This window comes from Acidimicrobiales bacterium (assembly GCA_035630295.1).
Taxonomy (GTDB): domain Bacteria; phylum Actinomycetota; class Acidimicrobiia; order Acidimicrobiales; family Iamiaceae; genus Iamia.
In genome coordinates this window covers 109,546-134,839 of record DASQKY010000003.1, presented here as the reverse complement: position 1 = coordinate 134,839, position 25,294 = coordinate 109,546, and the positions used below count along the sequence as shown (strand labels likewise).

General features: G+C 75.1%; 22 protein-coding genes. 11 read left to right on the top strand and 11 right to left on the bottom strand.

Translation table 11 applies throughout. The features are described from left to right. The coding region (locus VEW93_01210; protein ID HYI60403.1) for an acetyl-CoA acetyltransferase at nucleotides 1-1,187 on the bottom strand (1,187 nt) is incomplete at its 3' end. Continuing rightward, a complete protein-coding gene (locus VEW93_01205) occupies nucleotides 1,187-2,590 on the bottom strand; it encodes an OB-fold domain-containing protein (GenBank protein HYI60402.1) in 1,404 nt (467 codons plus the stop codon). The genes VEW93_01210 and VEW93_01205, both read right to left, overlap by 1 nt. Nucleotides 2,591-2,649: 59 nt before the next feature. On the opposite strand from VEW93_01205, the gene VEW93_01200 reads away from it, so the two are divergent. Beyond that, complete coding sequence (locus VEW93_01200) at nucleotides 2,650-3,891, top strand: CaiB/BaiF CoA-transferase family protein (GenBank protein HYI60401.1); 1,242 nt, start codon at nucleotides 2,650-2,652, stop codon at nucleotides 3,889-3,891. An 81-nt stretch (nucleotides 3,892-3,972) separates the two neighbouring features. On the opposite strand, the gene VEW93_01195 is transcribed toward VEW93_01200, so the two are convergent. Further along, a complete protein-coding gene (locus VEW93_01195) occupies nucleotides 3,973-5,625 on the bottom strand; it encodes an ABC-F family ATP-binding cassette domain-containing protein (GenBank protein ID HYI60400.1) in 1,653 nt (550 codons plus the stop codon). Nucleotides 5,626-5,894: 269 nt separating this feature from the next. Here VEW93_01195 and VEW93_01190 point away from each other — a divergent pair, with 269 nt between their 5' ends. Together VEW93_01190 and VEW93_01185 are read left to right on the top strand one after the other, a co-directional pair. Then, on the top strand, nucleotides 5,895-6,431 hold the full coding sequence (locus tag VEW93_01190) for a hypothetical protein (protein ID HYI60399.1): 537 nt from the start codon (nucleotides 5,895-5,897) through the stop codon (nucleotides 6,429-6,431). Nucleotides 6,432-6,541: 110 nt separating this feature from the next. Continuing rightward, entirely contained in the window at nucleotides 6,542-7,150 is a 609-nt protein-coding gene (locus tag VEW93_01185) for a hypothetical protein (protein ID HYI60398.1), read from the top strand. 28 nt (nucleotides 7,151-7,178) lie between these two features. Here the strand turns inward: VEW93_01185 and VEW93_01180 are convergent, their stop codons facing one another. Beyond that, nucleotides 7,179-8,036, bottom strand: a complete 858-nt coding sequence (locus tag VEW93_01180) for a 50S ribosomal protein L11 methyltransferase (protein ID HYI60397.1) — start codon at nucleotides 8,034-8,036, stop codon at nucleotides 7,179-7,181. Between the two features lie 111 nt (nucleotides 8,037-8,147). On the opposite strand from VEW93_01180, the gene VEW93_01175 reads away from it, so the two are divergent. The 3 genes from VEW93_01175 to VEW93_01165 all read left to right on the top strand — a co-directional run bounded on the left by VEW93_01175 (nucleotide 8,148) and on the right by VEW93_01165 (nucleotide 11,425). Then, nucleotides 8,148-9,617, top strand: coding sequence for a M20/M25/M40 family metallo-hydrolase (locus VEW93_01175; protein HYI60396.1), 1,470 nt, complete (start codon nucleotides 8,148-8,150; stop codon nucleotides 9,615-9,617). A 23-nt stretch (nucleotides 9,618-9,640) separates the two neighbouring features. After that, entirely contained in the window at nucleotides 9,641-10,708 is a 1,068-nt protein-coding gene (locus VEW93_01170) for a cation diffusion facilitator family transporter (protein HYI60395.1), read from the top strand. Between the two features lie 84 nt (nucleotides 10,709-10,792). Next, nucleotides 10,793-11,425, top strand: a complete 633-nt coding sequence (locus VEW93_01165; protein HYI60394.1) for a peroxiredoxin — start codon at nucleotides 10,793-10,795, stop codon at nucleotides 11,423-11,425. Nucleotides 11,426-11,464: 39 nt separating this feature from the next. On the opposite strand, the gene VEW93_01160 is transcribed toward VEW93_01165, so the two are convergent. Next, nucleotides 11,465-15,022, bottom strand: a complete 3,558-nt coding sequence (locus tag VEW93_01160; GenBank protein HYI60393.1) for an adenylate/guanylate cyclase domain-containing protein — start codon at nucleotides 15,020-15,022, stop codon at nucleotides 11,465-11,467. Between the two features lie 175 nt (nucleotides 15,023-15,197). On the opposite strand from VEW93_01160, the gene VEW93_01155 reads away from it, so the two are divergent. Genes VEW93_01155 through VEW93_01140 form a run of 4 tightly spaced genes read left to right on the top strand, consistent with a single transcriptional unit; the run spans nucleotide 15,198 to nucleotide 19,439 of the window. Further along, nucleotides 15,198-15,914, top strand: a complete 717-nt coding sequence (locus VEW93_01155) for an ABC transporter ATP-binding protein (GenBank protein ID HYI60392.1) — start codon at nucleotides 15,198-15,200, stop codon at nucleotides 15,912-15,914. A gap of 6 nt (nucleotides 15,915-15,920) precedes the next feature. Next, nucleotides 15,921-18,488 carry an FtsX-like permease family protein gene (locus VEW93_01150; GenBank protein ID HYI60391.1) on the top strand — a complete coding sequence of 856 codons (2,568 nt, stop codon included), beginning with the start codon at nucleotides 15,921-15,923 and terminating at the stop codon, nucleotides 18,486-18,488. A 7-nt stretch (nucleotides 18,489-18,495) separates the two neighbouring features. After that, nucleotides 18,496-18,891 carry a PPOX class F420-dependent oxidoreductase gene (locus tag VEW93_01145; protein HYI60390.1) on the top strand — a complete coding sequence of 132 codons (396 nt, stop codon included), beginning with the start codon at nucleotides 18,496-18,498 and terminating at the stop codon, nucleotides 18,889-18,891. Between the two features lie 8 nt (nucleotides 18,892-18,899). Beyond that, the gene (locus VEW93_01140) at nucleotides 18,900-19,439 is read left to right on the top strand and encodes a hypothetical protein (protein ID HYI60389.1); all 540 of its coding nucleotides are present in this window, start codon (nucleotides 18,900-18,902) and stop codon (nucleotides 19,437-19,439) included. Between the two features lies 1 nt (nucleotide 19,440). Here the strand turns inward: VEW93_01140 and VEW93_01135 are convergent, their stop codons facing one another. Genes VEW93_01135 through VEW93_01110 form a run of 6 tightly spaced genes read right to left on the bottom strand, consistent with a single transcriptional unit; the run spans nucleotide 19,441 to nucleotide 24,494 of the window. Beyond that, nucleotides 19,441-20,721 (bottom strand): NAD(P)/FAD-dependent oxidoreductase, encoded by a 1,281-nt coding sequence (locus VEW93_01135; protein ID HYI60388.1) that lies wholly within the window; start codon nucleotides 20,719-20,721, stop codon nucleotides 19,441-19,443. Between the two features lie 33 nt (nucleotides 20,722-20,754). Beyond that, the gene (locus VEW93_01130; GenBank protein ID HYI60387.1) at nucleotides 20,755-21,645 is read right to left on the bottom strand and encodes a permease-like cell division protein FtsX; all 891 of its coding nucleotides are present in this window, start codon (nucleotides 21,643-21,645) and stop codon (nucleotides 20,755-20,757) included. Then, entirely contained in the window at nucleotides 21,642-22,145 is a 504-nt protein-coding gene (locus VEW93_01125) for a sigma-70 family RNA polymerase sigma factor (GenBank protein HYI60386.1), read from the bottom strand. The genes VEW93_01130 and VEW93_01125 overlap by 4 nt, the downstream gene beginning before the upstream one ends. A 13-nt stretch (nucleotides 22,146-22,158) precedes the next feature. After that, nucleotides 22,159-23,001, bottom strand: a complete 843-nt coding sequence (locus VEW93_01120; protein HYI60385.1) for a DNA-formamidopyrimidine glycosylase family protein — start codon at nucleotides 22,999-23,001, stop codon at nucleotides 22,159-22,161. A gap of 18 nt (nucleotides 23,002-23,019) precedes the next feature. Further along, nucleotides 23,020-24,165 (bottom strand): hypothetical protein, encoded by a 1,146-nt coding sequence (locus tag VEW93_01115; GenBank protein ID HYI60384.1) that lies wholly within the window; start codon nucleotides 24,163-24,165, stop codon nucleotides 23,020-23,022. Beyond that, entirely contained in the window at nucleotides 24,162-24,494 is a 333-nt protein-coding gene (locus VEW93_01110; protein HYI60383.1) for a hypothetical protein, read from the bottom strand. The genes VEW93_01115 and VEW93_01110 overlap by 4 nt, the downstream gene beginning before the upstream one ends. 151 nt (nucleotides 24,495-24,645) lie before the next feature. Here VEW93_01110 and VEW93_01105 point away from each other — a divergent pair, with 151 nt between their 5' ends. Then, nucleotides 24,646-25,275: a hypothetical protein gene (locus VEW93_01105; protein HYI60382.1), complete on the top strand. Its 630-nt coding sequence runs from the start codon at nucleotides 24,646-24,648 to the stop codon at nucleotides 25,273-25,275. Nucleotides 25,276-25,294 lie beyond the last annotated feature (19 nt).

Genomic DNA, 25,294 nt, shown 5'->3' with positions numbered 1-25,294 from the left:
CCCTGGTTCGTGCCGACGACCGAGACGAACGAGACCATCTCGCCCGGGTAGCCGCCGAGGTTGTGCGTGAGTGCGAGCGAACGGTCGTTGCCGATGCGGCGCTCCTCGGGTGCTTCGCCGCGTAGCTGGAGCCAGCACTCGAACATCATCCGCAGGCCCGATGCGCCCACCGGGTGCCCGAAGCTCTTCAGCCCGCCGTCCGGGTTGACCGGCAGCTCGCCACCGAGGTCGAAGGTGCCCGCGAGCTCTTCCTTCCACGCCGTGCCCCGCTCGCAGAAGCCGAGGTCCTCCATCAGCACGAGCTCCGTCGGCGTGAAGCAGTCGTGCACCTCCGCCATCGCCAGCTCGGTCCGCGGGTTCGTGATCCCGGCCTGGGCGTAGGCGTCCTCCGCGCAGCGGACGATCTCGGGGAACGTCGTGTAGTCGTAGGCGGGGTCGGTGAGGCCCGAGCCGTTGCCAGCCACGAAGGAGAGGGCCTTCACGTAGAGGGGCGTGTCGGTGTAGCGGTGGGCGTCCTCGGCGCGGCACACGATCGCGGCCGCCGACCCGTCCGCGACGCCGGCGCAGTCGAACACCGACAGGCACCCGGCCACGTCCGGCATGGCGAGGATCTGCTCCACGGACATCTCGCGCCGGAACTGGGCGCGGGGGTTGCGGGCCCCGTTGTGGTGGTTCTTCGACGCGATGCGCGCCAGCACCGCCTTGAGCTCGTCCATGGGGACGCCGTAGCGCTCGGCGTAGGCGGGGGCGACCATCGAGAACATGGCAGCGGCGGTGAGCGTGCGCTGGGTGCCGTCGTTCGGCACGGGGAACGCGTTGAGGCCCTGGTACCCGGAGTCCTTCACCTTCTCGACCCCGACGGCCATGGCGAGGTCGTAGGCGCCGGAGGCCACCGCGTAGGCGGCCTGGCGCAGCGCCTCGGAGCCGGTGGCGCACATGTTCTCGACGCGCGTGACGGGCTTGCCCTCGAGGCCGAGGGGCTTGGCGAGGAGCATCCCGCTCATGCCGCCCTGCGCGGTGCCGAGCCAGTACGCGTCGACGTCGTCCTGGGTCACACCGGCGGACGCGAAGGCCTCGCCCGTGGCGTCCACGAGGAGCTCGTCGAGGCCCTTGTCCCAGTGCTCCGCGAAGCGCGTGCAGCCCATGCCCACGATGGCGACGCGGTCCTTGATCCCGTGGCTGGCCATCAGACGACCCGTGCCTTCCAGAAGTAGTTGTGGATGCCGTCGGCCGTGAAGAGCCTCCGGAACGTGAGCTCCACGCGCGCGCCGATCTCCACCTGCTCGACGTCGACGTCGGTGAGCTCGACGGGGAGGCGGCCGCCGCCGTCGAAGTCGACCACCGCGAACACCACGGGCGGGCTGGGCGAGTGGGCCAGCCGGTCGACGGTCGAGGTCACCACCGTGCCCACCGCGTCGGCCATGGGCCGGGGCTCCATGTCGTCGATGGGGCCCCCGCCCATGGGGGCCCGGGCCGGGGGCATGTGGACCGCGCCAGTGGCCCGGTCCTGCGAGGCCACGAAGCCGAACTTCCAATCGCCGTTCCGGGCCGCGGCCGAGGCCGAGGGGCGGGCCGGCTCGGGCCGCCGAGGAGGCTCGGTGGCCAGCAGGCCCCGCCACCGCAGGTAGGTCGGGTACGGCACCGGGGCGCCCCCGGCCACCTGGGCCGCCACCGGGCGGGCCGGCTGGTGGGTGGCGACCGCCTCGGTGGTGCGGAACACCAGGGCGTCCGCCCCGTCGGCCAGGGACAACAGGACGATCACCTGGCCCGACGTGGCCTCCTCCATCGCCGCGGCCAGCAGGAGGAGCGGCTGGGTGGCCCCCGGGTTGCCCACGGTGGCGACCCGGTCGTCGGCCACCACCCCGGCGGCCAGGCCCAGGTCCTTGGCCACGGCCCGGGCCGCCCGGGCGTGCGGGCTGGCCACCACCACCCGGTCGACGTCGCCGCTCTCCAGGCCGGCGGCGGCCAGGGCATCGTCCCAGGCGGCGCCACCCAGGGGCCGGTAGCGGGTCTCGCCGAAGCGCTCCTCCCACTGGTGGGTGCGGACCTCGCCGGGGACCCGCCACCGGTCGAGGATCTCCTCGGTCCGGGCCGCCATCCCGAGCAGCTCGGCCAGGACCGGCGCCCCCTCGGCCTCCTCGCCCACCAGGACCGCGGCTCCGGCGTCGCCGGCCGCGGCCTCCTCGGCGCTGCCGGGCAGGCCGGGGCGCACGTCGCCCGCCACCACCAGGGTGGGCCCGCCGCCGGCCAGGGCGGCCCGCAGGGCGGCCACCGACGAGCGGGCCGCCCCGCCGAAGTCGGCGGCCACCGCGTCGGCGGGCAGGCGCAGGGCGGCGTGGATGGCGGTGGCGTTGGTCCGATCGGCGTAGGGGGGCGTGGTGGTGGAGAACCACAGGGCCGCGGGAGCCGGCCCGGCGTGGCCCCGCAGGGCGGTGCGGGCCGCCTCCACGGCCAGGGTGGTGGCGTCCTCGTCGTAGCCGGCCACGGTGCGGGTGCCGGTACCCCCGCCCCCGCCGGCCACCGCGGCGATGGTGGCGCGGTCCAGGCGTCGGTGGGGCAGGTGGGCGCCGAGGGCGAGCAGGCCACGCATGCGCCGAGCCTACGAGCAGATCTGACGATGTGTCAGGTTCGCGGCCTAGCATCGGCGCCATGCGCCTCGGAGACGTCGTCGGTGCCGGCGACCTGGCCCACGGCAAGCCGCTCCACGGGGTCCGGGTCCTCGCCCTGGAGCAGATGCAGGCCCTCCCCTGGGCCACCCAGCTCCTGGCCCGGCTGGGGGCCGATGTGGTGAAGGTCGAGGCCATCGACGGCGGCGACCAGGCCCGGGGCTCGCAGCCGGCCATGGCCGGCCCCGAGGGCCGACCGGTGGGGGCCACCTTCCTGCGCACCAACCTCAACAAGCGCAGCATCTGCGTCGACCTCAAGTCGGAGCGGGGCCGGGCGCTGGTGCTGGACCTGGCCCCCCGCTTCGACGTGGTGGCCGAGAACTTCCGGGCCGGTGCCCTGGACCGGCTGGGCCTGGCCTACGCCGAGGTGGCCGCCGCCCACCCCGCGGTGGTCTACCTGTCGATCAGCGGCTTCGGGCACTCGGGCTCGCCCTACGGCGACATGGCTGCCTTCGCCCCCGTGGTCGAGGCCATGTCGGGCATCTACGAGATGAAGCGCACCGGCGACGACCCGCCGATGGTGGCCCCGGTCGGGGCCTTGGGCGACATCGGCACCGCCCTGTTCGGGGTCATCGGCGTGCTGGCCGCCCTGCGCCAGCGGGACCGGACCGGCCGGGGCACCCACGTGGACGTGGCCATGCTCGACGCCATGGTGGCCATGACCGACGTGGTGACCAACCTCTGGTCCATGGGCCTGCGGGACGGCGACCTGGGGCCCCTGCTGATGCACGGCTTCCGGGCCGCCGACGGGTGGTTCGTGGTCCAGGTGGGGCGGGAGCACCAGTTCGCCCGGCTGGTCGAGGCCATCGGCCACCCGGAGTGGGTCGACGACGAGCGCTTCGCCACCCGCCAGGGCTGGCTCGACCACCTGGAGGGCGTGCTGCGCCCGGCCATCGAGGGGTGGGCGGCCGACAAGACCTCGATGGAGGCGGCCCGGGCCCTGGGGGCGGTGGGCGTGGCCGCCGGGCCGTGCCTCTCCGACGAGCAGGTGGTGGCCGACCCCCACGTGGCCGCCCGCCACATGCTGGTGGAGGTGCCCCGCACCGACGGGGTGGACCAGCCGGTGCTGGTGCCCGGCAACCCGGTGAAGATGGCCGGCGTGGCCGAGGGCCCCGAGACCCGGGTGCCGTGGCTGGGCGAGCACACCGACGCCGTCCTGGCCCAGGAGCTGGGCCTCGACGCGGCCGCCCTGGGCGCCCTGCGAGCCGACGGCATCATCGGCTGAGGGGCCGAGCGCCCTGGCCCCGCCCGAGCGCCTGACAGGTGCGAGGAGACGGGGGCGCCCCGGCCAGGCACGCCGGACCGGTCAGCGCTGCTCGGTGACGGTGCCGGCCTCGACCCGGAGGTGGCGGGTGCCCTCGGTGGTGACGGCGTCGAGGAAGCGGCGGTCGTGGGACACCACCAGGAGGGTGCCGGTCCAGCTGGCAAGGGCCTGCTCCAGCTGCTCGATGGCCGCCAGGTCCAGGTGGTTGGTGGGCTCGTCCAGGACCAGCCAGTTGGTGCCCACCGCCATGAGCAGGGCCAGCGAGGCCCGGGTCCGCTCCCCCGGCGACAGCGACCCGGCCGGGCGCCCCACGTGGCCGGCCCCCAGGCCGAACTTGGCCAGCAGGGAGCGGGCCTCGGCCAGGGTCCACCCCGTCTCGCCCAGCGCCGCGTCGAGCAGCGTGGGGGCGGCGCTGAACCGGGTGCGGGCCTGCTCCAGGCCCCCGACCCGCACCGAGGGGCCGACGCGGGCGGTGCCGGCGGCCAGCTCGGCCCGGCCCAGCAGGGCCTCGACCAGGGTCGTCTTGCCGGCCCCGTTGGCCCCGGCCACCACCACCCGGTCGCCGGAGCGCACCTCCAGGTCCACCGGCCCGAGGCGGAAGGCACCCCGCACGACCACGGCGCCGTCCAAGCGGGACACCACGTCGCCGCTGCGCTCGGCGGCGGCCAGCTCCAGGCGCAGCTCCCACCCCTCGAACGGCTTGTCCACCACCTCCAGGCGCTCCAGCGCCTTGTCGGCCCGGGCCGCCTTGCCGGCCATCTTCTCGCTGGTCTGGGTGTTGTGGTGGCGGATGAACTTGTCGGTCTCACCGGACCGCTTGACCTTGCTCACCCCCTGGGCCGACCACTCCCGGATCTGCTGGGAGCGGCCTCGCAGCTCGTCACGGGCCTGGGCGTAGGTGCCATAGGCCTCCTCGGCGTGGCGCCGGGTGGTGGCCCGCTCGTCCAGGTAGGCCAGCCACCCGCCGGCGTAGGTGGCCGCGGTCCTCGTGTGCTCGTCCAGCTCCACCACCCCGGTCACCGTGCGCTCCAGGAAGGCCCGGTCGTGGGACACCACCACGACCACCCCGGGATGGCCGGCCACGAACTGCTCCAGCCGGGCCAGCCCGTCGAAGTCCAGGTCGTTGGTGGGCTCGTCCAGCAGCAGCACGTCGGCCCGGGTCAACAGCACGCCGGCCAGCTCCACCCGGGCCGCCTGGCCGCCGGAGAGGGTGGCGCTGCGTTGGTCCAGCACCGCCTCGGGCAGGCCGAGCTCGTCGGCCACGCCGCCCAGGCGGGCGTCGAGGTCGGCGGCCCCCACCGCCAGCCAGCGGTCCAGGGCCTCGGAGTAGCGGTCGTCGGCCCCCGCGGCCCCGTCGGCCAGATCGGCGGTGGCCGCGTCCAGCTCGGCCTGGGCCGGGGCCACGCCGGTGCGGCGGGCGATGCGGGCCCGGCCCGGCTCGTCGTCGCGGGCCGGCTCCTGGGCCAGGAGGGTGACCACCGCGCCGGGCGGCGTCACCGTGACGGCCCCGCCGTCGGGGGCCAGGGCGCCGGCCAGGACGGCCAGCAGGGTCGACTTGCCCACCCCGTTGGGGCCGACCAGGCCCAGCCGGTCGCCGGTGGAGGCGGTCAGGTCGACACCGGCCAGGACGGTGGTAGCCCCCCGATCGAGGCGGACAGCACGGGCGGCGAGGGTGAGGGCTGGTGGGGACGGCAACGGAGGACCTTCGGTCGAGAGACGGACAGGGATCTCGTTGCATCAACCCACGAGCGCCGATGGTAGCCAGCGAGGCACCCGGGCCGCGCTCGATCTGCAAGGTCGACTGCGCGAGTCTTCAGACAGCAGGCGGGCGGCCGATGGGAGGGGCCGACCCTGTTAGGTCCTTGGCCCCGGGCGTCAGGCTGTGCTAGATAGGTGCAGTTTCGGCCATAGGCCGCACGCAGTTTGGGAAGAAAAGTCTAGCGTGTTTGGAGGAGGTGAGACATGTGAGTGATCAAGAGATGGTCGACGACCCCATCCGAGACCAAGACCATCGCCTGCCCACCACTGGCCAGGTAACCGATCAGATCGTGGACGTCCTGGCCAGTCACTCTGCCCGAACTGACGAGGAAGTACGAGCTGTCTTGGCTCGAGCTCGAGCAGCGGTCAACGACGCCACCAAAGAGGATCTTCTTCTATCGATCTGGCTGGTGCTCGAAGACATCCAAGCCCACACCGGTTTGACCCTTCTGCAAGGCCTTCGCCAGATCGGATGCCGAGACGAGCTAGCCGACGAGACCGTCGGGGAAGCCTCAGTCGAGAAACTTCGCCAAGCCTTCGAGTTGCTCTCACATCTTGCCGAGGTGACGTGCAGGGTCGCCGAGCAGGGCTGCTCGCACTCCGTCGTCGTGGAATCTCTCCGATTCGGTGACAAGCCTGTCCGGCCGATCGATCATATCCGGAATGAGCAGATCGATCTTGCCATCGTCGCCGCCCTCTCCTATCCCCGAGTCTTTCTCGATGAGCTGATCTCGTCGCCTTAGCTCGACGGTGCCGAGTGCGCCGTATTGGTCGATGACATCGAATGCCGGTCGACGGAAGTTGGCCGTGTAGACTCACGATGCGAGACCCATAGGGGAGGAACCGCCGACACATGAACACCCGCGCGCTCATGGACGAGTACTGGGTACTGGTTCGAGAGATCAATGCCGGTCCACAGAACGCACCAGCAGATCTCCAAGCGTGGTTCGACCGCCTGTCGAGCGCCAACGGGACCCCTTCGGAACCCATCGACGACGATTGCCTCGAGGCGATCACCCTCCTCTTGGAGCGCTGCGCCATCCTGCCTGCGCATGACCCACAGACTGACACCTGGGACAGTCGTGTGGATATTTTCGCATCGATTTGCCAGCTTCAGGTCGAGTGGGCCCGACGAGTGTCCGTCACCGGTGCACCCTGCGAAGTTTCATGCCTGGTGTCATGGCTGTTGGTAGCGGTGATCTGCCATCAAGTTGGATGGGATGCCCCTGTCATCGAAAGCTACGTCCACTCCGAGGCTTCCCGAGTGAGGCTGTTCGCCACTTTCCTGAACAGGTGTGCCGTGCTGGACCCCAGCCTTTCTGATGCTCTCTGGGATCGATACGAATCCCGCCCCTCGACCTGCCCCCCAAACCCGGATGATCCGTACGACGAGTTGGTTCGCCTAGGGATCGTGGTTTCTTCGGCCCTTCGCCTGGCACGCCGTAAAGCGATTCAGCCGTAGCCGTGCCTCAGCCGTTCACTTGATTTCGTCAAAGGCGGAACCTCAAGGCGGCCCATCCGTCGATGACCCAAGCGTCGGGCTCATCGAGCTCGGAGTAAGCGGCCGCGACCTCAGGAGGGGGCGGGTCGAGCAGGCCGGAGAGGACGAGGGCACCACCCGGGGCCACGCGAGAGACCAGATCTGGGCCCAGTGACACCAGGGCAGCGGCTCCGATGTTGGCCACCGCCACGTCGAACCCCTCGGCGACTGATGCCATGGATCCCTCCCGTGGAGCGACCAGAGCGGCGCTGACCCGGTCCGCCACGCCGTTGGCGGCCGCGTTGGCCCGGGTGACCTCGACGGCCGCCGGATCGACGTCGACGGCCACCACCCGGCTGGCTCCCAGGCGGGCCGCGGCCACGGCCAGGACACCGCTACCGCAGCCCACGTCCAGCACGGTGGCCCCGGGGCGGGCCGCCAGCTCCTCCTCCAGGGCGGCCAGGCACAGCCGGGTGGTGGGGTGGGCGCCGTGGCCGAAGGTGGGGCCGGGGTCGATCTCCACCACCACGTCGTCGGGGCCCACCTGGCCCGGCGGCACCCACGGCGGGCGCACCACCAACCGACGACCGGCCCGCACCACCTGGGCGTGGGCTCGCCAGGCGTCGAGCCCGTCGTCGACCCGCACCTCGGCCACCGGCCAGCGGCCACCCAGGGCGGCCCGCACGGCATCGACTCCCCCGTGGGGCACGTCGGCCCGCAACCGGACCCGGCCGCCGTCCTCGGGGTGCTCGGCCACCGCGGCCACGCCGGCCCCCCACAGCAGGCCGGAGGCCAGGTCGGCCTCGTCGGGCGCCACCACCACCTCGACCGCCCGGGCCGTCCCCCCCTGGCTGTCACCCCGCCCCACCGCACTCACGGTAGGGGCCCCGGCGAACCCGGCACTTCTTCGGACCGCAGGGGTGCGAAGAAGTGCCGGGAACGGCCGGCCCCGGGGACCGGCCTCGTACGCTGCGCGGCCATGGCCTACGACGCGACCGCCGGTCGGGAGCTGGTGGAGGGCGCCTGGGAGGCGCAGATCATCCCCGCCCTCCACGACTACATCCGCATCCCCAACGTGAGTCCCGAGTACGACGCCGGTTGGGCCGAGGCCGGGCACATGGACCGGGCCGTGGAGCTGGTGCGGGCCTGGATGGCGGCCCGCCCCGTCGACGGCCTGACCGTGGAGGTGGTCCGCCTGCCGGGGCGCACGCCGGTGATCCTGGCCGAGGTCCCCGCCTCCCCCGGCGCCGGCACCGGCGCGCCGGCCGCCACCCGCCACGACGACCCGGGCGACACCGTGCTCCTCTACGGGCACCTGGACAAGCAGCCGCCGCTGGACGGCTGGCGCCCGGGCCTGGGACCGTGGGAGCCCGTCCTGGACGGCGACCGCCTGTACGGCCGGGGCGGGGCCGACGACGGGTACGCCGCCTTCGCCGCCCTCACCGCCATCGAGGCGGCCCGGGCCGCCGGCGGGGCCCACACCCGGTGCGTGGTCCTGATCGAGGCCAGCGAGGAGTCGGGCAGCCCGGACCTGCCGGCCTACGTGGACCACCTGGCCGGCCGGATCGGCACCCCGTCGCTGGTGGTGTGCCTCGACTCGTGGGCTCCCGACGCCCATCGCCTGTGGGTCACCACGTCGCTGCGGGGCCTGATCCAGGGCCGGTTCCGGGTCGACGTGCTGACCGAGGGCATCCACTCCGGCGGGGCCGGGGGCGTGGTGCCGTCGTCGTTCCGGGTGCTGCGCCACCTGCTGGATCGCATCGAGGACCCGGCCGCCGGCCGCATCCTGCTGCCCGAGCTGGCCGCCGAGGTCCCGGCCGAACGGCGGGCCCAGGCCGCCGCCGCGGTGGCGGCCGGGATCGACGCCCGCGACGACGTGCCGTGGGCCGCCGGGCCGGTGGGCGGTGACCCCGTCGAGCTGCTGGTCCACAACACCTGGGGATCGTCCCTGGCCGTGTCGGGCCTGGGCGGGGCGCCGGCCCCCCACGAGGCCGGCAACGTGCTGCGGGCCCACACCGAGATCGCCTTCTCGGTCCGCCTCCCGCCGCCGGTCGACCCCCGGGTGGCCACCGACGCGGTGCGCCGGGCCCTGACCGAGGGCGTGCCCCAGGGGGCCCGGGCCACCCTGGAGGTGCTGGCCGCCGAGGCCGGCTGGGACGCCCCACCCACCGCCCCGTGGCTGGCCGCGGCCCTGGACGAGGCGTCCGAGGCCGCCTTCGGGGCGCCGGCGGCGGCCATCGGCGTGGGCGGCACCATCCCGTTCATGGCCATGCTGGGCCTCCGCTTCCCCGAGGCCCAGTTCGCCATCACCGGCGTCCTGGTGCCCGGCTCCAACGCCCACGGCCCCAACGAGTTCCTCCACGTCCCCACGGCCAAGCGGGTCACCGCCGCGGTGGCCACCCTCCTCGACGCCCACGCCGCCCGCGGCCCCGGTCCGCCCGGGGCCTGACGGGCAGCCCCTAGATTCGGGGCATGGCTGCCGGAGGAGAGCACGGGACCAAGGCGGTGTTGGCCGCCATGGTGGCCAACGGGGCCATCGCCGTGGCCAAGTTCGTGGCCTTCCTGGTCACCGGGGCGTCGTCGCTGCTGGCCGAGAGCATCCACTCGGTGGCCGACACCGGCAACCAGGGCCTGCTCCTCCTGGGGGGCAAGCGGGCCAAGCGGGCGGCCGACGAGGAGCACCCCTTCGGCTACGGGCGGGAGCGCTACTTCTGGTCCTTCGTGGTGGCCATCGTGCTGTTCCTGCTGGGCGCGGTGTTCGCCATCTACGAGGGCATCCACAAGATCCAGGACCCCCACGCCCTGAACAGCCCCGAGTGGGCCTTCGGGGTGCTCATCTTCGGCTGCCTCGTGGAGGCCTGGAGCTTCCGCACGGCCATCGTGGAGGCCAACAAGGTCCGGGGCCGGGCCGGCTGGATCCAGTTCATCCGCAACGCCAAGTCGCCCGAGCTGCCGGTGGTGATCCTGGAGGACGCCGGGGCCATGGCCGGCCTGGTGATGGCCCTGGGCGCCATCACCACGGCCGAGGTCACCGGCGAGCCGGTGTGGGACGGCATCGGCACGCTCAGCATCGGCATCCTGCTCGGCATCATCGCCGTCATCCTCATCATCGAGATGAAGTCCCTCCTGATCGGCGAGTCGGCCACCCGCAAGGACGTGGAGGCCATCACCGCCGCCATCGAGGTCGACCCGGCCGTCCGCCGCCTGATCTACATGCGGACCCAGCACCAGGGCCCCGAGGAGCTGCTGGTGGGGGCCAAGGTCGAGCTGGACCACACCCTCACCTTCCCCGAGGTGTGCGAGGTGGTGAACCGCATCGAGCGCAACGTGCGGGCCAACGTGTCCATGGCCCGGATCATGTACATCGAGCCCGACGTCACCGACGAGCGCCGGGCCGCCCCCACCATCGGCGAGCACGAGCCCGGCCACGACGTGCCGACCGAGGTGCGGGAGCGGCTGGCGGCCGAGGCCCGCAAGGGCGGCCTGGGCGAGCACATCCAGGTGGAGCCGGGCCTGGGCGCCCCGCCCGGGGCCGGCTGACCAGCGGTAGGTTGACGCCTGCGGGAATACCCGACAAGGTAGATCGGGTTTCAGATCCCTGCAGCCTGCAATGGAGGACACGAGATGGCCGTACGCCTGGGCGATGACGCCCCGAACTTCACCGCCGAGACCACCGAGGGGACGCTCGACTTCTACGAGTGGAAGGGTGACAGCTGGGCCGTCCTCTTCTCCCACCCCAAGGACTTCACGCCGGTGTGCACCACCGAGCTGGGGCGGGTGGCCGCCCTGAAGCCCGAGTTCGACAAGCGCGACACCAAGGTCATCGGGCTCTCGGTCGATCCCCTGGACAGCCACGGCGACTGGAGCCAGGACATCAAGGACGTGTCGGGCCACGAGCTGAACTTCCCGCTCATCGCCGACTCCGACCGCAAGGTCAGCGACCTCTACGACATGATCCACCCCAACGCCAACGACACCCTGACGGTGCGCTCGGTGTTCGTGGTCGGCCCCGACAACAAGGTGAAGCTGACCCTCACCTACCCGGCGTCCACCGGGCGCAACTTCGACGAGCTGCTCCGGGTCATCGACTCGCTCCAGCTCACGGCCAACCACAAGGTGGCCACGCCGGCCGACTGGACCGACGGCGAGGACGTCATCATCGTGCCCGCCCTGTCCGACGAGGAGGCCAAGGAGCGCTTCCCCGACGGCTGGGACGCCAAGAAGCCCTACCTGCGGCTGACCAAGCAGCCCGGCTGACCCACCCGCCCGCCTCGCTCACCACCCGGTGCCCTCGCCTCAGGCGGGGGCACCGGCGCGTGGGCGCAGCCCCACGGCCAGGGCGAAGGCCCGCTCCCAGCCCACCGCGGTGATGCCCACCCGGGCCAGGTCGGCGGCGGCGTCGGCCCGGTCGGCCACCGCCGAGGGGGCGTCGGCCGCCTCGGCGGCCACGGCCCGGGCCAGGTGCAGCACCGCCCGCCCGATCAGGTCGTCGGTGGCCTCCACCGAACGGCGGCCCCGGTCGATGCGGGCGATGCCCTCGGCGGCCCGGCCGGCCCGCACCAGGGCCAGGCCGGCCCCGGCGTCGGCCAGCGCCCGGTCCAGGAACGTCGCCTCCGGGCAGGTGTCCAGCGCGTCGGCCGCAGCCACCGCCTCGTCCCCCTCGCCCCGGGCCGCGTGGACCAGGGCCGCCGCCGCGTGGCCGAAGGCCCGCCCACCGCCGTCGACGGCCGGCGGCACCTCCCCGAGCTGGAGCCGGAGCAGGGCCCGGGTGGCGTCGCCCTCCACCACGCCGAGGGCGCCGGAGGCGCCGGGCAGGGCGGCGGGGTCGAGCACGTCGGCCACCCGATCCGGCTCGCCGGCCTGCACGGCCAGGGCCAACGTGGCCATCAACCCGACCCCCCCGGGGCGCTCGGCGCGGCTCATGTCGGCCGCCTCCCGCACGGCGGCGAAGCCCTCCTCGACGTCGCCGGCCATGGCCAGGGCCCGCCCGTGGGTGGAGAGGCTGACGGCCAGGCCCCAGGGGTCGCCGAGGTCCCGGAAGGCCTGGGTGGCGGCCGAGGTCTCCTCCAGCGCCGCCGCCACCCGGCCGTCCCACAGGCGCAGCGACCCCAGCAGGCCCCGCATCATGGCCGTGGCCCAGCGGTCGCCCCGGTCGCCGGCGTCGGCCAGGATGGCCGTGGCCAGCGCCTCGGCCTCGTCCGGCCGCCCCTGGGCGAAGCGCACGAAGGCCAGCAGGCCACGGGCCCAGGCCGTGCCCACCTCCTCACCGACCCGGGCGAACAGCTCGACGGCCCGGTCGACCTCGAGCTCGGTCCGGTCCAGCTCGCCCATCATCATCGAGATCCAGGCCAGGTTCTGGGCCGCCCACCCCTGGCCGGCCGGGTCCTCGGCGGCCTCGAAGGCCAGCTGGGCCTCGACCACCGAGGCGGCGGCGTCGTCCAGGTCGCCGGTGAACATCTGGGTCAGGCCCAGCAGGCGGAGGGCCTCGCCCCGGCCCTGCTCGTCGCCCTCGCTGCCGAACCGGTCGATGGCGTGGCGCAGGCGGGCCACCGCGGCCTCGGCGTCGCCCGAGCGCTGGTCGATGTCACCCAGGCGCAGCACGGCAGCGGCCTCCAGGCTGCGGTCGCCGGCGGTGCGGGCCCCGGCCAGGGCCGCCTCGGCGTCGGCCCGGGCCCCGATCAGGTCCCACCGGTCGGAGCGGACCCGGGCCCGGTGGAGCAGCAGCCGGGTGCGGCGGGCGTCCAGCCGGGACCCGGCCAGGGCCAGGGCCCGGTCGTAGGCCCGCTCGGCGGCGGGCAGCAGGTCGCGCCGCTGGGCCCGCCGGGCCGAGGCCGCCAGCCACCGGACGGCCCGGTCGGCGGCGTCGGCCGGCACCTTGCCCAGGTCCCCCATCTCGACCACCACCTCGGCCGCCGCCGCCCAGTGGTGGGCTATCTGGTTGACGATGGCGTCGTCGAGGGCGGCGGCCCCGGCGATGACCTCCTCGGCCCGGTCGCCGTCGACGTCGAGGCCGGCCTTGGCCACCACCCGGGCCTCCACCCAGTGGGCGATGCCGGCGTGGCGCATGGCCCGGTCGGCCTTGGGCAGGGTGGCGTAGGCGACCTCGCGGGCGATCTCGGAGCGGAACTCCCAGTGGTGGCGATCGAGGTCGAGCAGCTCCTTGGCCGCCAGGGCCCGCACCGTGGCGGCCACGTCGCCGGCCCGGCCCAGCCCGGTGGCCATCTCCTGGAGGGCACCCACCGAGCCCCGGCGCCCGATGACGGCGGCGTCGGTGAGGACCGCCCGCTCGTCGACGTCGAGGGCGTCGAGGCGGGCGGCCACGATGCCCCGCAGGGTGTCGGGCAGGCCCGGCCGGGGCCCGTCGGGCGCCGTCGTGTCGACCAGGGCCAGCAGCTCCTCCAGGAAGAACGGGTTGCCGCCGCTGCGGGCCAGCAGGTCGTCGCGCAGGGCGGGGGGCACGGCCCCGCCGTGCAGGGCGGCCAGGAGCTGCTCGGCGGCCGGCCCGTCCAGGGGGTCGAGGTTGACCACCACCGTGTCGTGGCGGCTGAAGGGCGCCGACCAGTGGTCGCGCACCGCCTGCCGGGCCGTGGCCAACACCACCACCGGGCACCGGGCCAGCCGGGTGAGCAGCGTGCCGACCAGGGTGAGCACGGCGTCGTCGGCCCAGTGGACGTCGGAGAGGCACAGCACCACGGGCCGGCGGCGGGCGTGGCCCTCGATGAAGTCCACGAAGGCGTCGACCGCCGCCTCCCGGGACCGGGTGGGGTCGCGCCCCTGCCGGGTGCTGTCGTGGCCCATGAGGACCAGGAGCCCGGCCGTCACCCGGTCGAGGTCCTCGTCGGAGGCGTCGTCGCCCAAGGCGGCCGCCACCCGGGCCCACACCGCGTCGCGGATGGCGGGCAGCTCGGCCGCGGGGTCGACCTCGCACAGGGCCTGGAGGGCCTCGGCCACCGGCCACCACACGTTGGCCTCGCCGTAGGGCACGCACCGGCCCTCCAGCAGGAGGACGTCACGGGCGCCCCGGAGCTGCTCGGAGGCCTCCCGCACCAGGCGGGTCTTGCCCACGCCGGTGTCGCCCACCACCACCCCCAACAGGGCCCGGCAGTGGCCGAGGGCCGAGACCACGGCCGCGTCGAGCAGGCCCAGCTCGCGGTCCCGTCCCACCAGCGGGGTCTCGTCCCGGGCCGGGCGCTGGCCCGGCGGGAGCAGGGCGTGGCGGGCCGACCAGGCCTCGACCGGGGCCTCCCGGCCCCGAGCGGTGAGCAGCCCCCGGCGCTCGTAGGCCAGGGCGTGGGCCGTGGTGGCGTGGGTGGACGGCCCGACCAGCACCTCGCCGGGTCGGGCCGCGGTCTGGAGGCGGCTGGCCGTGTTGACCACGTCGCCCATGGCCGTGGTGGCCCCGCCGGCCCGGAGGGCGCCCACCAGCACCTCGCCGGTGTTCACGCCGATGCGCATCTGGACCGTGGGCGGCCGGGCCCCGGTGCCGGTCTCGGCCCGGCTGGACATGGCGGCCAGGGTCTCCTGCATGCGCAGGCCGGCCCGGACGGCCCGCTCGGCATCGTCCTCGTGGGCCACCGGGGCGCCGAAGAGGGCCAGGATGCCGTCGCCCACGATCTTGTCGACCCGGCCCCCGAAGGCGGTGATGTCGGCCACCAGGTGCTCGAACCACGTGTCGACCAGGCGCTTGACCCGCTCGGGGTCGAGGCTCTCGGACAGGGTGGTGAAGCCCACGATGTCGGCGAAGAGCACGGTGACGACGCGCCGCTCGTCGCCGCCCCCGCCGACCGGGGCGCCGCACTCGGGGCAGAAGCGGGCCCCGCCCGGGACCTCTCCTCCGCACTGGGCGCACGTCATCGACATCGAGGCTACCGACGCCGGGGCCCCGCCCCCGGCTCGGAAGCGGCGGCCCGCGGCCGGGTGGCCTCGATAGGGTGCGGCCCGCAGCACCGTGCTCCGGCTGCTGCGTCCCACACCCCCCTCCCCGAGGTCTCCCATGTCGAACGCCGCCGCGCCCGTCGCGTCCGCCGTCGTGGCCCGTGCCGAGCAGGCCACCAAGTACTACGGGCGGGGCGAGACCGCCGTCCTGGCCCTGGCCGAGGTGGACGTGGCCATCGAGCGGGGCCGCTTCACCGCCATCATGGGCCCGTCGGGCTCGGGCAAGTCCACGCTGATGCACTGCCTGGCCGGGCTGGACAACCTGACCTCGGGCCGCATCGTCCTGGGCGACACCGACCTCTCGACCCTCGACGACAAGGCCCTCACCCTGCTCCGCCGCGAGCAGGTCGGCTTCATCTTCCAGGCCTTCAACCTGATCCCCACCCTCACCGCCGAGGAGAACATCACCCTCCCGGCCCTGCTGGGCGGGCGCGAGCCGGACCGGGAGTGGCTCGACCGGGTGGTGGCCACGGTGGACCTGGGCGACCGCCTGAAGCACCGGCCCAGCGAGCTGTCGGGCGGCCAGCAGCAGCGGGTGGCGGTGGCCCGGGCCCTGGCCCAACGGCCGCAGATCATCTTCGCCGACGAGCCCACCGGCAACCTCGACTCCCGGGCCAGCACCGAGATCCTGGGCTTCATGCAGGCCGCGGTGCGCGACACCGGCCAGACCATCGTGATGGTGACCCACGAGCCCTCGGCCGCGGCCTACGCCGACCGGGTGCTGTTCCTCAACGACGGCCGCATCGTCGACGAGATGCAGGACCCGACCGAGGAGCGCGTCCTCGACCGCCTCAAGTCGCTCGGGGGCTGAGGGCCGATGCTCAAGGTCGCCCTCAAGAACCTCCTGGGCCACAAGTTCCGCACGCTGTTCACGGCCGTGGCCGTGGCCCTGGGCGTGGGCTTCATGTCCGGCACCTTCGTCCTCACCGACACCGTGGCCGCCTCCTTCGACACCATCTTCACCGAGGCCAACGCCGGCATCGACGCCGTGGTGCGGGGCCAGGCGGCCTACGAGGCCGCGGCCGTCGACGGCGGCGACCAGCGCCCCGACATCGACCCGGCGGTGGCCGACCTGGTCCGCCAGGTGGACGGCGTGGCCGCGGCCGAGCCGGTGGTGGCCAGCATCGGCTCGGTCCTCGACGACGAGGGTGACCCCCTCAACTCCACCGGGGCCCCGTCGTTCGGCTCCAACTGGACCGGCAACGCGGCCATCGACGTGTTCGAGGTCGAGGAGGGGCGGGCCCCCGAGGGGGCCACCGAGGCCGTCGTCGACACGCTCACGGCCGAGGCCGGCGACCTCGCCGTCGGCGACCCCTTCCGGGTGCAGACCCTGAAGGGCGTGGTCGAGCTGGACCTGGTGGGCATCATCCGCTTCGGCGAGTCCGGCAACCTGGGCGGGGCCAGCTTCGTGATGATGGCCACGCCGGCGGCCATCGAGACCTTCACCCTCGACGGCCGCATCCAGAACGTGTCCGCCGTGGCCGAGGACGGCGTGTCCGAGCCGGAGCTGGTGCGCCGCATCACCGCCGAGCTGCCCGATGGCCTGGAGGCCATCACCGCGGCCGAGAGCACCGAGGAGGCCGAGGAGGGCATCGGCTCCTTCGTGGCCACCTTCCAGGTGGTGCTCAACTCCTTCGCCGCCATCGCCCTCCTGGCCGGCGCCTTCCTGATCTACAACACCTTCGGCATCGTCATCGGGCAGCGGGTGCGGGAGCTGGCCCTGCTCCGGGCCCTGGGCTCGGCCCGCCGCCAGGTGCTCACGTCGGTGGTGGTGGAGTCGGCCGTGGTCGGCCTCATCGCCTCGATCATGGGCCTGGTGGGGGGCATCGCCCTGGCCGTGGCCCTCCAGTCGGCCCTGGCCACCACCGGCCTGGGCGAGGCCGGGGCGGTGCCGGTCATCGCCCCCCGCACCATCGTCGCCTCGCTCCTGGTGGGCACGACCATCTCGGTGCTGTGCGCGCTGGTCCCCGGGTGGCGGGCCAGCCGGGTCCCCCCCGTGGCCGCCCTGCGCGAGGCCTCGGTGGATGACGTCCGCCGCTCCCCGATCCGGCTGGCCATCGGCCTGGCCGTGGCCGCTGCCGGGGTGGCCTTCCTGGTGGTGGGAGGGGTCGGGACCGGCACCGACGCCGTGGCCCAGGCCGCCCTGGGCACCGTCGTGATCTTCACCGCCGTGGTGGTCCTGGGGCCCTACATCGTGCCCCCCCTCACCGGCCTGCTGGGCCTGCCCCTGCGGCTGTTCGGGGTGGCGGGCACCCTGGGCCGCGACAACGCCCGGCGCAACCCCAAGCGCTCGGCCGGCACCGCCTCGGCCCTGATGCTCTCGGTCACGCTCATCACCTTCATCGCCGTGTTCGCCCTCTCCTTCGGCCGGTCCATCAACGCCGCCACCGACGAGTACTTCAAGGGCGACCTGGAGGTCGTCACCTCGGCCTTCGGCTTCCCCAGCCTCAGCCCCGACCTGGTCGACGACCTGGCCGGCCAGGACGAGGTGGCGGCGGTGACCGGTGTGCAGCGGGGCATCGTGGAGATCGACGGCGACACCCGCCCGGTCTACGGGGTGCGGTTCTCCGACGTGCTCGACGTCTTCGACCTGGGCGAGGTCCGGGGCGACCTGGCCTCGCTGGCGCCGGAGCAGATCGCCATCGACGACCGCACCGCCGAGGAGGAGGGCTGGGCCATCGGCACCGAGGTCCCGGTCACCTACCCCGACGGCCAACCGACGACGGTCACGGTGGGGGCGATCTACGGCTCGGGCGGCATCGTGGCCCAGAACAGCGACGGCCGCTTCCTGGTCTCCGACCAGGTCTTCCGCGACCGCTTCCCGGGTGTGGGCCAGCTGGTGTCCCGGATCGACGTCACCGCCGCCCAGGGCGTGGGCGTCGAGGAGCTGCGGCAGGTGGTGGAGGCCCGGACCGAGAGCTTCGCCGGGGCTCAGGTGCGGGACCGCCGGGAGATCAAGGCCGCCAACAACCGCCAGCTCACCTTCACCCTCGGCATCTTCTTCGCCCTGCTGGGGCTGGCCCTGGTGATCGGCGCCCTGGGCGTCACCATCACCCTGGCCCTGTCGGTGTTCGAGCGGACGCGGGAGATCGGCCTGCTCCGGGCCGTGGGCGCCACCCGCCGGCAGATGGCCGGGGCCATCACCGGCGAGTCCATCATCCTCACCATGCTGGGCACCGTGCTGGGCCTGGCCATCGGCATCGCCGGGGGCATCGCCGTGGTCCGCACCCAGCGGGCCGAGCTCGACACCCTGCGCATCTCGGTGTCGCCCCCCTTCGTGATCGGCGTCCTGGTGCTGGCCCTGCTCATCGGCATGGGCGCCTCGCTCATCCCGGCGTGGCGGGCGGCGCGGATGGACGTGCTGAAGGCCGTGACCGTCGAGTGAGCCGCTGATGGGCCTCGACCCCACCGCCCTGGGCCACGACGTCACCGCCTTCCTGGCCGAGCGGCACCTGGCCACCCTCACCACCCTGCGCCCGGACGGCTCGCCCCACGTGGTGGCCGTCGGCTTCACCTGGGACCCCGGGGCCGGCCTGGTCCGGATCATCACCTTCGCCCCCAGCCGCAAGGCCCGGAACCTGCGGGCCGCGCCGGGCAGCCGGGCCTCGGTGTGCCAGGTCGACGGCGGGCGCTGGCTCACCCTCGAGGGCCCGGCCACCGTCACCGACGACCCGGCCCGGGTGGCCGAGGCCGTGCGCCGCTACGCCGAGCGCTACCGCCCGCCCGGGCCCCGCGACGACCGGGTGGCCATCGAGGTGCGGGTGGACCGCGTCCTCGGCCGCGCCTGAGCGACCCGGTGGGGCGGGCCGCCTTCCCGGGGTCGTTCGACCCGCCGACCGTGGCCCACCTGGCCGTGGCCCGGGCCGCCCTGGCCGTCCCCGGCGTGGACGAGGTGTGCCTGGTCCTCTCGGAGGCGGCGTTGGGCAAGGACGGGGGCGTGGCCCCGGTGGCCGACCGCCTGGCCGTGCTGGAGGCGGTGGCCGCCGGCCGACCGGGCCTGGCCGCGGCCCGGACGCCGGCCCGCCTGGTGGTGGAGGTGGCCGAGGCGGTGGGGGCCGGGGCCGTGGTGCTGGGAGCCGACAAGTGGGCCCAGGTGCTCGACCCGGCCTGGTACGGCGGCTCGACGGCGGCCCGCGACGCCGCCCTGGCCCGCCTGCCGCGGGTCCTGCTGGCCCCGCGGGCCGGGGTGGCGGTGGACCCGGCGCCGAGCACCGGGCCCGAGGTGGTGGTGCTGGCCGTCGAGGCCACCCACCTCGATGTGTCGGCCACCCGGGCCCGGGCCGGCGAGCACCACCTGATGCTCCCGGAGGCGGTGGCGTCGGGCCTGTGGGCCTGAGTCAGCCCCGCTCGGCGTCACCCTCGCCGGAGCCCAGGATGAGGCGCGCCCCCCGGTCCCAGGTGAGGTAGTTCCAGGCCCAGTTCACGAACACCGAGACCCGGTTGCGGAAGCCCATCAGGTACACGAGGTGGAGGCCCAGCCAGGCCACCCAGGCCACCGTGCCCCGCAGGCGGATCCCCGGGGGCAGCTCGGCCACGGCCGAGCGGCGGCCGATGGTGGCCATGGTGCCTTTGTCCCGGTACCGGAAGGCCTCGTGCGGGTCGCCCTCCCCCACCACCTCCCGGCCGACGAGCCGGGCGGCGTGGCGCCCGGACTGCATGGCCACCTGGGCCACACCGGGCAGCAGGCCAGCGCCGTCGTCGATGGCGGCCATGTCGCCCACCACGAAGGCCTCGGGGTGGCCGGCCAGGCGCAGGTCGGGGCCGACCGCCACCCGCCCGCCCCCGGTGGTGGGCACGCCCAGGGCGGCGGCCAACGGGCTGGCCCGCACCCCGGCCGCCCACACCAGGGTGTGGGCCCGGATCTCCTCCCCGCCGGCCAGGACCACCCGAGTGGGGCCGACCTCGGCCACCGAGGTGCCGGTGCGGACGTGCACGCCCTTGCGGGCCAGGGTGGTGCGGGCGTGGCGCTGCGAGGAGGGCGAGAACGGCGGCAGCAGCTCGTCGGTCATCTCCACCAGGATCACGGCGGCCCGGGCCACGTCCACCCGGCTGCCCCGGAAGTCGCGGTGCAGGACCTTGTCGATGAGCTCGGCCAGGGCCCCGGCCACCTCCACGCCGGTTGGGCCGCCCCCCACGACCACGAAGGTGAGGCCCCCGTCGTCGACCAGGGCCGGCTCGGCATCGGCGGCCTCGAAGCGGCCCAGGATGTGGTTGCGGAGGCGGACGGCGTCGGGCAGCACGTAGAGGGGGAACCCGTGCTGGGCCACGCCGGGGACCCCGAAGTCGTTGACCGTGGCCCCGGCGGCCACGATCAGCCGGTCGAAGGGCAGGTGCCCACCCCCGCCCAGCCGGACCCGCCGGGCCTCCCAGTCGACGGCGACGACGGTGTCGCGGCGGAAGGCCAGGTTGCGCTGCCGGGTGAAGATCCCCCGCACCGGATAGGCCACGTCCGACGGGCTGAGGCCCGAGGTGGCCACCTGGTACAGCAACGGCTGGAAGGTGTGGAAGTTGTTGCGGTCGACCAACGTGACGTCGACCGGCGCCCCCTCCAGCTCCCGGGCCGCAGCCAGCCCCCCGAACCCGGCCCCGACGATCACCACCTTTGTGCGTCCGTTCACAAAGAGCAGGGTACCGCCCAGCCTGGCCTGGTGCTACGGGATCGTCGTCGTCGGTGGGGCGGCCACGGTCGTCGTCGGGCCGGGGCCCGCCGGGGGGGTGGACCCCTCGACCTCCGGGCTGGGCCCCGGAGGCGTGGTGGGGACCGATGACGGGAGCATCGTCGTCCCGGTGCTCGGCGGGACGGTGACGGCCGGGCCCGTCGACCCGTCGCACGGGACGGCCAGCGGCCCCGCCGGGAAGATGGCGATGTCGCTCTCGACGGCCCCGGCGTCGGGTTCGACCGGCGAGCCCGGCACCGCGGCCGACGGAGACGGCGGTCGCGGGGGCGCCGACGTGGTCGGGGCCAGGCTCTCCACCTCCCGCACGCCGGGCCGGTCCTCGTAGTCCCCGGCGAACGACGGGATCTCGCCCTCGGTGCGGGCGATGCGGAACGACGGGGGCACGTCCTCCTCCTGCAGGAGGTCCCGCGTGGCCGGCTGGTCGGCGAACAGCTCCCGCGCTTCCTGGTAGGCCTCCTCCTGGCTCACGTACCGGAACGCCACGACGTTCGGTTCGTCCTCCAGGGAGGCGGCGAGGGCCTCGCGCTCGGCCTCGGTGATCGCCGGATCGAGGAAGAGGATCACGTCCACGTCCTCCTGGCAGGTCGACGGGCCCGGCGTGGGGCCCGCCCCGCTGGTGGTGGGCCGGCCTTCGGCGGCGATCGGGGTCGTGTCGTGGTCGCCGGCCGAGAGGGCCACGCCCAGCACCACCAGCACGCTGGCCGCCACCGCCACCACCGCCCCCTGGCGCAGGCGCCGGGCCCGGGCCCGCTCCCGGTGGCGGGCGGCCACGCCCTCCCGGGTCACGCCGCCGCCGGTCACCGGCTCGCCGGCCTGCTCCAGCCGGGCCGCCAGGCGCTCCTCGAAGTCCTCAGGGGTGCTCATCGCTCGATCTCCTCTCGTAGCTGGCCCAGCGCTCGGTGCAGGGCCGACTTCACCGTCCCGGGCCGCATGCCCAAGGCGGTGGCGATCTCGTCCTGGGTCATGCCGCCGTAGAAGCGCAGCACCACCACGGCCCGCCACGAGGGCCGCAGCCGACCCAGGGCGTCGAGCAGCTCCCGGGCGCCCAGGGCCGCGGGCTCGGGACGGTGGACGACCCGCAGGTCGCGGGCCCGGCGCCGCGACGCCCGCCGGGCCCCGTGGACCACGCAGGTCCGCAGGTAGCCGCCGGGCCGGTCCAGGCCGCCCCAGCGCTGGTACACCTGGGCGAAGGCGTCCTGCACCACCTCCTCGGCCACCGCCTCCGACCCCACCAACAGGTAGGCCAGGCGGGTCATGGGCACCCGCTCGGCCACGAACAGCTCCTCGAACCCGACGTCCGGGACGGCGGGCACGGCAGGGAGCAGCGGGGCCACGGCCTCGACCTCGTCGTCGGTGATCTCCATCACCCCCGACGAGTCACGGGCCCGGGGTTTCGTTCCCGGGGCCTGCCGCGGCCCGGGGCGGGCGCTGGCAGCGCGGGCACCAGTAGGTCGAGCGGGCCTGGGCTCCGTGGCGGGCCACGCGGATCGGCGTGCCGCACCGCGGGCACGGGCGGCGAGCCCGGCCGTACACGGCGACGCTCCCGGGCGGGCCGGCCACCGTGGTCCGCCGGGCGGTGGCCAGGTTGCGGCGCAGGAGCCGCGACGCCACCTCTGCCAGGCGGCGCCGGAGGGCGGCGGGCACGGCGGCCAGGGGCGTGAACGGGTCGAGGCCGCAGGCGTGGAGGACCTCGCTCTTGTAGACGTTGCCGATGCCGGCGGCCACGGTCTGGTCCAGCAGCACCTCGGCGATGGTCGTGCCCGGCTCCGGGTGGCGTTCCATGCGGGCCACCACCTCGTCCAGGTCGGCGTCGGGCCGGCACAGGTCGGGCCCCAGGTGGGCCACCGGGTCCTCGGCCCCGCCCAGGGGGCCGGCCCGGCCGTCACGGCGGTAGGTCCGCACCACCGGGGCGGCGAAGCACACCGCCTCCCACCTGGGCACCACCAGGCGGCAGCGGAGGAGGTGGGCCGGCTTCCGCCACCGCTCCCCCCGGCGGTACAGGTGCCACGAGCCGGTCATGCGCATGTGGGTGTCGAGCGACAGGCCGCCGGCGAAGTGGACCAGCAGGTGCTTGCCCACCGCCTCCACGTCGTCGATGACGGTGCCGGGCCGGGGGCGGTCGCCGACCAGGCGGGGGGCCTCGAACCGTTCCAGGGTGGTGCCGGCCAGCACCGGGCGGAGGCGGGAGGCCGCTCTCCAGATGGTGTCGCCCTCGGGCATGGGGGGAGGCTAGGGCCGTCACCGCACCATGGACGGGGGGAGGACGCCACCGGCGCCGTCCTGGTGGGGCCGGTCCTGGCCCCCGCCCGGGTAGTGGGTGGTCCCCGTGTCCGGGTCGAAGGCCGGGGCGTTGCGCCGGCGCGGGGCCTCGGGCGTGCTCTCGGGCCGGGCCGGCTCGACCTGGTGGGCCAGCCAGCCCAGGGCCGAGGCGACGATGCTGGCTCCCACCGCGGTGGCCACGCCGAGGGGGGTGGCCACCACGCCGGTGGTGACCAGGGCCAGGCCCAGGGTGGCCCCGGCGTCGGCCGCCATGCCGGCCAGGTCCCAGCCGTCCACGTCGTCGTCGCTGGTGGCCAGCCGGACGACGGCCAGCACCGTGCCCGGGCCCCGCAGCGCCATGGCCAGGCGGCCGGCTCCGAGGCCGAGGGCCACGGCCCGGGCCAAGTCGGTGCCGAAGCCCAGGTGGCCGAGCAGGGCCTCGGGGCCACCGTCCGGGCCGTCCCCCTCCGGCGGGCCCGGGAGGCGGTGGGAGGGAGCCGGGGCGGCGGCCGGGGCGGGCCCGGTGAAGCGGGCGATCCATCGCTCCGACAGGCGGCCCGGGCCCTGGTGGCGGGAGGCCCGGAGCAGGGCCCCGGCCACCACAGCCTGCATGTCGTCGCCCTCCGGTGCGGCCCCGGCCGCCCCGGCCGCCCTGTCGATGGCCAGGGGCAGGGCCGCCGTCCGCTCCGGCCCCAGGAGGGTGAGGAACCGGGCCGCGTAGGCCCCGTCGTGGGCGCCGCGGGCCGCCTCGGCCAGCAGCGGGGCCAGCGTGGACCACGAGGGCGCACCGGCATCGAGGGCGCGCCGCAGCCGGCCGGCCTGGGCCTCGGCCGCCCGCCACCCCTCCGACCGGGTCTCGAAGGTGCGGGGCGGCAGGGGCAGGGCCGCGGGCAGGGCGGCCACCAGGAGGCGGCGCCGGGCCACGTCGTCGCGGTGACGGCGGCACCAGTCGGCCAGGGCGTGGAGCTGGGCCGCCTCGCCGGTGCCGCTCTCGCCCACCTCGGACAGCACGTCCAGGACCCGACCGGCCTGGGACCGGTAGACCTCGGCCACGCCCTGGAGGGTGCTCTCCAGCTCGGCCAGGCCCCGGGGGTCGAGGGCCACCAGCCCCGGCTCCCCGCTCACGGCCCGTCCAGCCGGTCGGCGAACACCGAGGGTGAGCGGTGGAGCGCCCGGTCCCGCGCCCACCGCGCCTCCTCGGCCTCGGCCCACACCCGTCGGCGGTGCTCGGCCCGCTGCTCCAGGGCCGTGGCCCGGCCCCGCAGGGCGGTGGCCAGGGCCGCCACCCGCGCCTCCACGGCAGCCAGGTCGCGGCGGAACGAGGCCGCGGCCGGGCCCTCCCACGTCTCGCCGTCGCTGCGGGGCCCGACGGGCTCGAAGGCCAGGACGAGGAAGGTGGCCGAGCGGCGCAGGGCGTCGGCCGCGGTGTCGAGGTCGGCGGGGGTGGGGGCCATGGCCCTCCCTTCACGTGGGACAGGGAGGGGAAGCGGCGCCCACGTGGGACAGGGAGGGGAAGCGGCGCCGGCCTGCCCGGGCCGCGTCCCGGTCAAACCCGGAGCCGGGCGAGGCGGGTCCCGGCCGGGGCGGTTGGTACCGTGACCGACCGTGCCCCGCCCCGTTCGCCGCCCTCGCCGCCGCGCCGCCCCGGGGATCCCGGCCGTGCGGGCTGGCGTGGCGGTCGGCCTGCTGGCCGGCGTGCTGGCGGCCGGGCTCGTCCTGGCCGGCTGCAGCGACGATCCCGAGCCGGCGGCCCAGGCCCCGGCCCCACCCCGGGCCACGGCCCGGCCCGTGGACGCCGAGCCCCCGGCCGCCGCCCCCGAGGAGGTGGCCGCCGAGGTCGAGCGCCTGGCCGAGGAGTGGTTCGACGTGTCCCGCGGCATCCGCGGCGACCGGTTCCTGCTCGACGAGGCCGACCGGTACCTCACCGGGGCCTACCGGGATGCCTACGGGAGCGAGTACCGCCGGTTCACGCTGGCGCCGGAGGCCATCCGCCTGTCGGCGCGCTCGTCGGTGGCCGTCGAGGACGTGGAGGTCCGGGAGGACCACGCCCTGGTGACGACGTGCGAGGTCGACGCCGACCTGCTCCTGGTCCGGGGCACGTGGCGCATCCTCAGCACCACGGTCACGGCCCGCCGGCACCAGTACCAGGCCCGACCCACGCCGGAGGGCTGGCGCCTGGCCGAGCACGCCGTCCTGGCCGAGGCCCGCGGCGAGGCCTGCCCCGACCCGGCCTGAGCGGCGGGCCCGGCCCCGG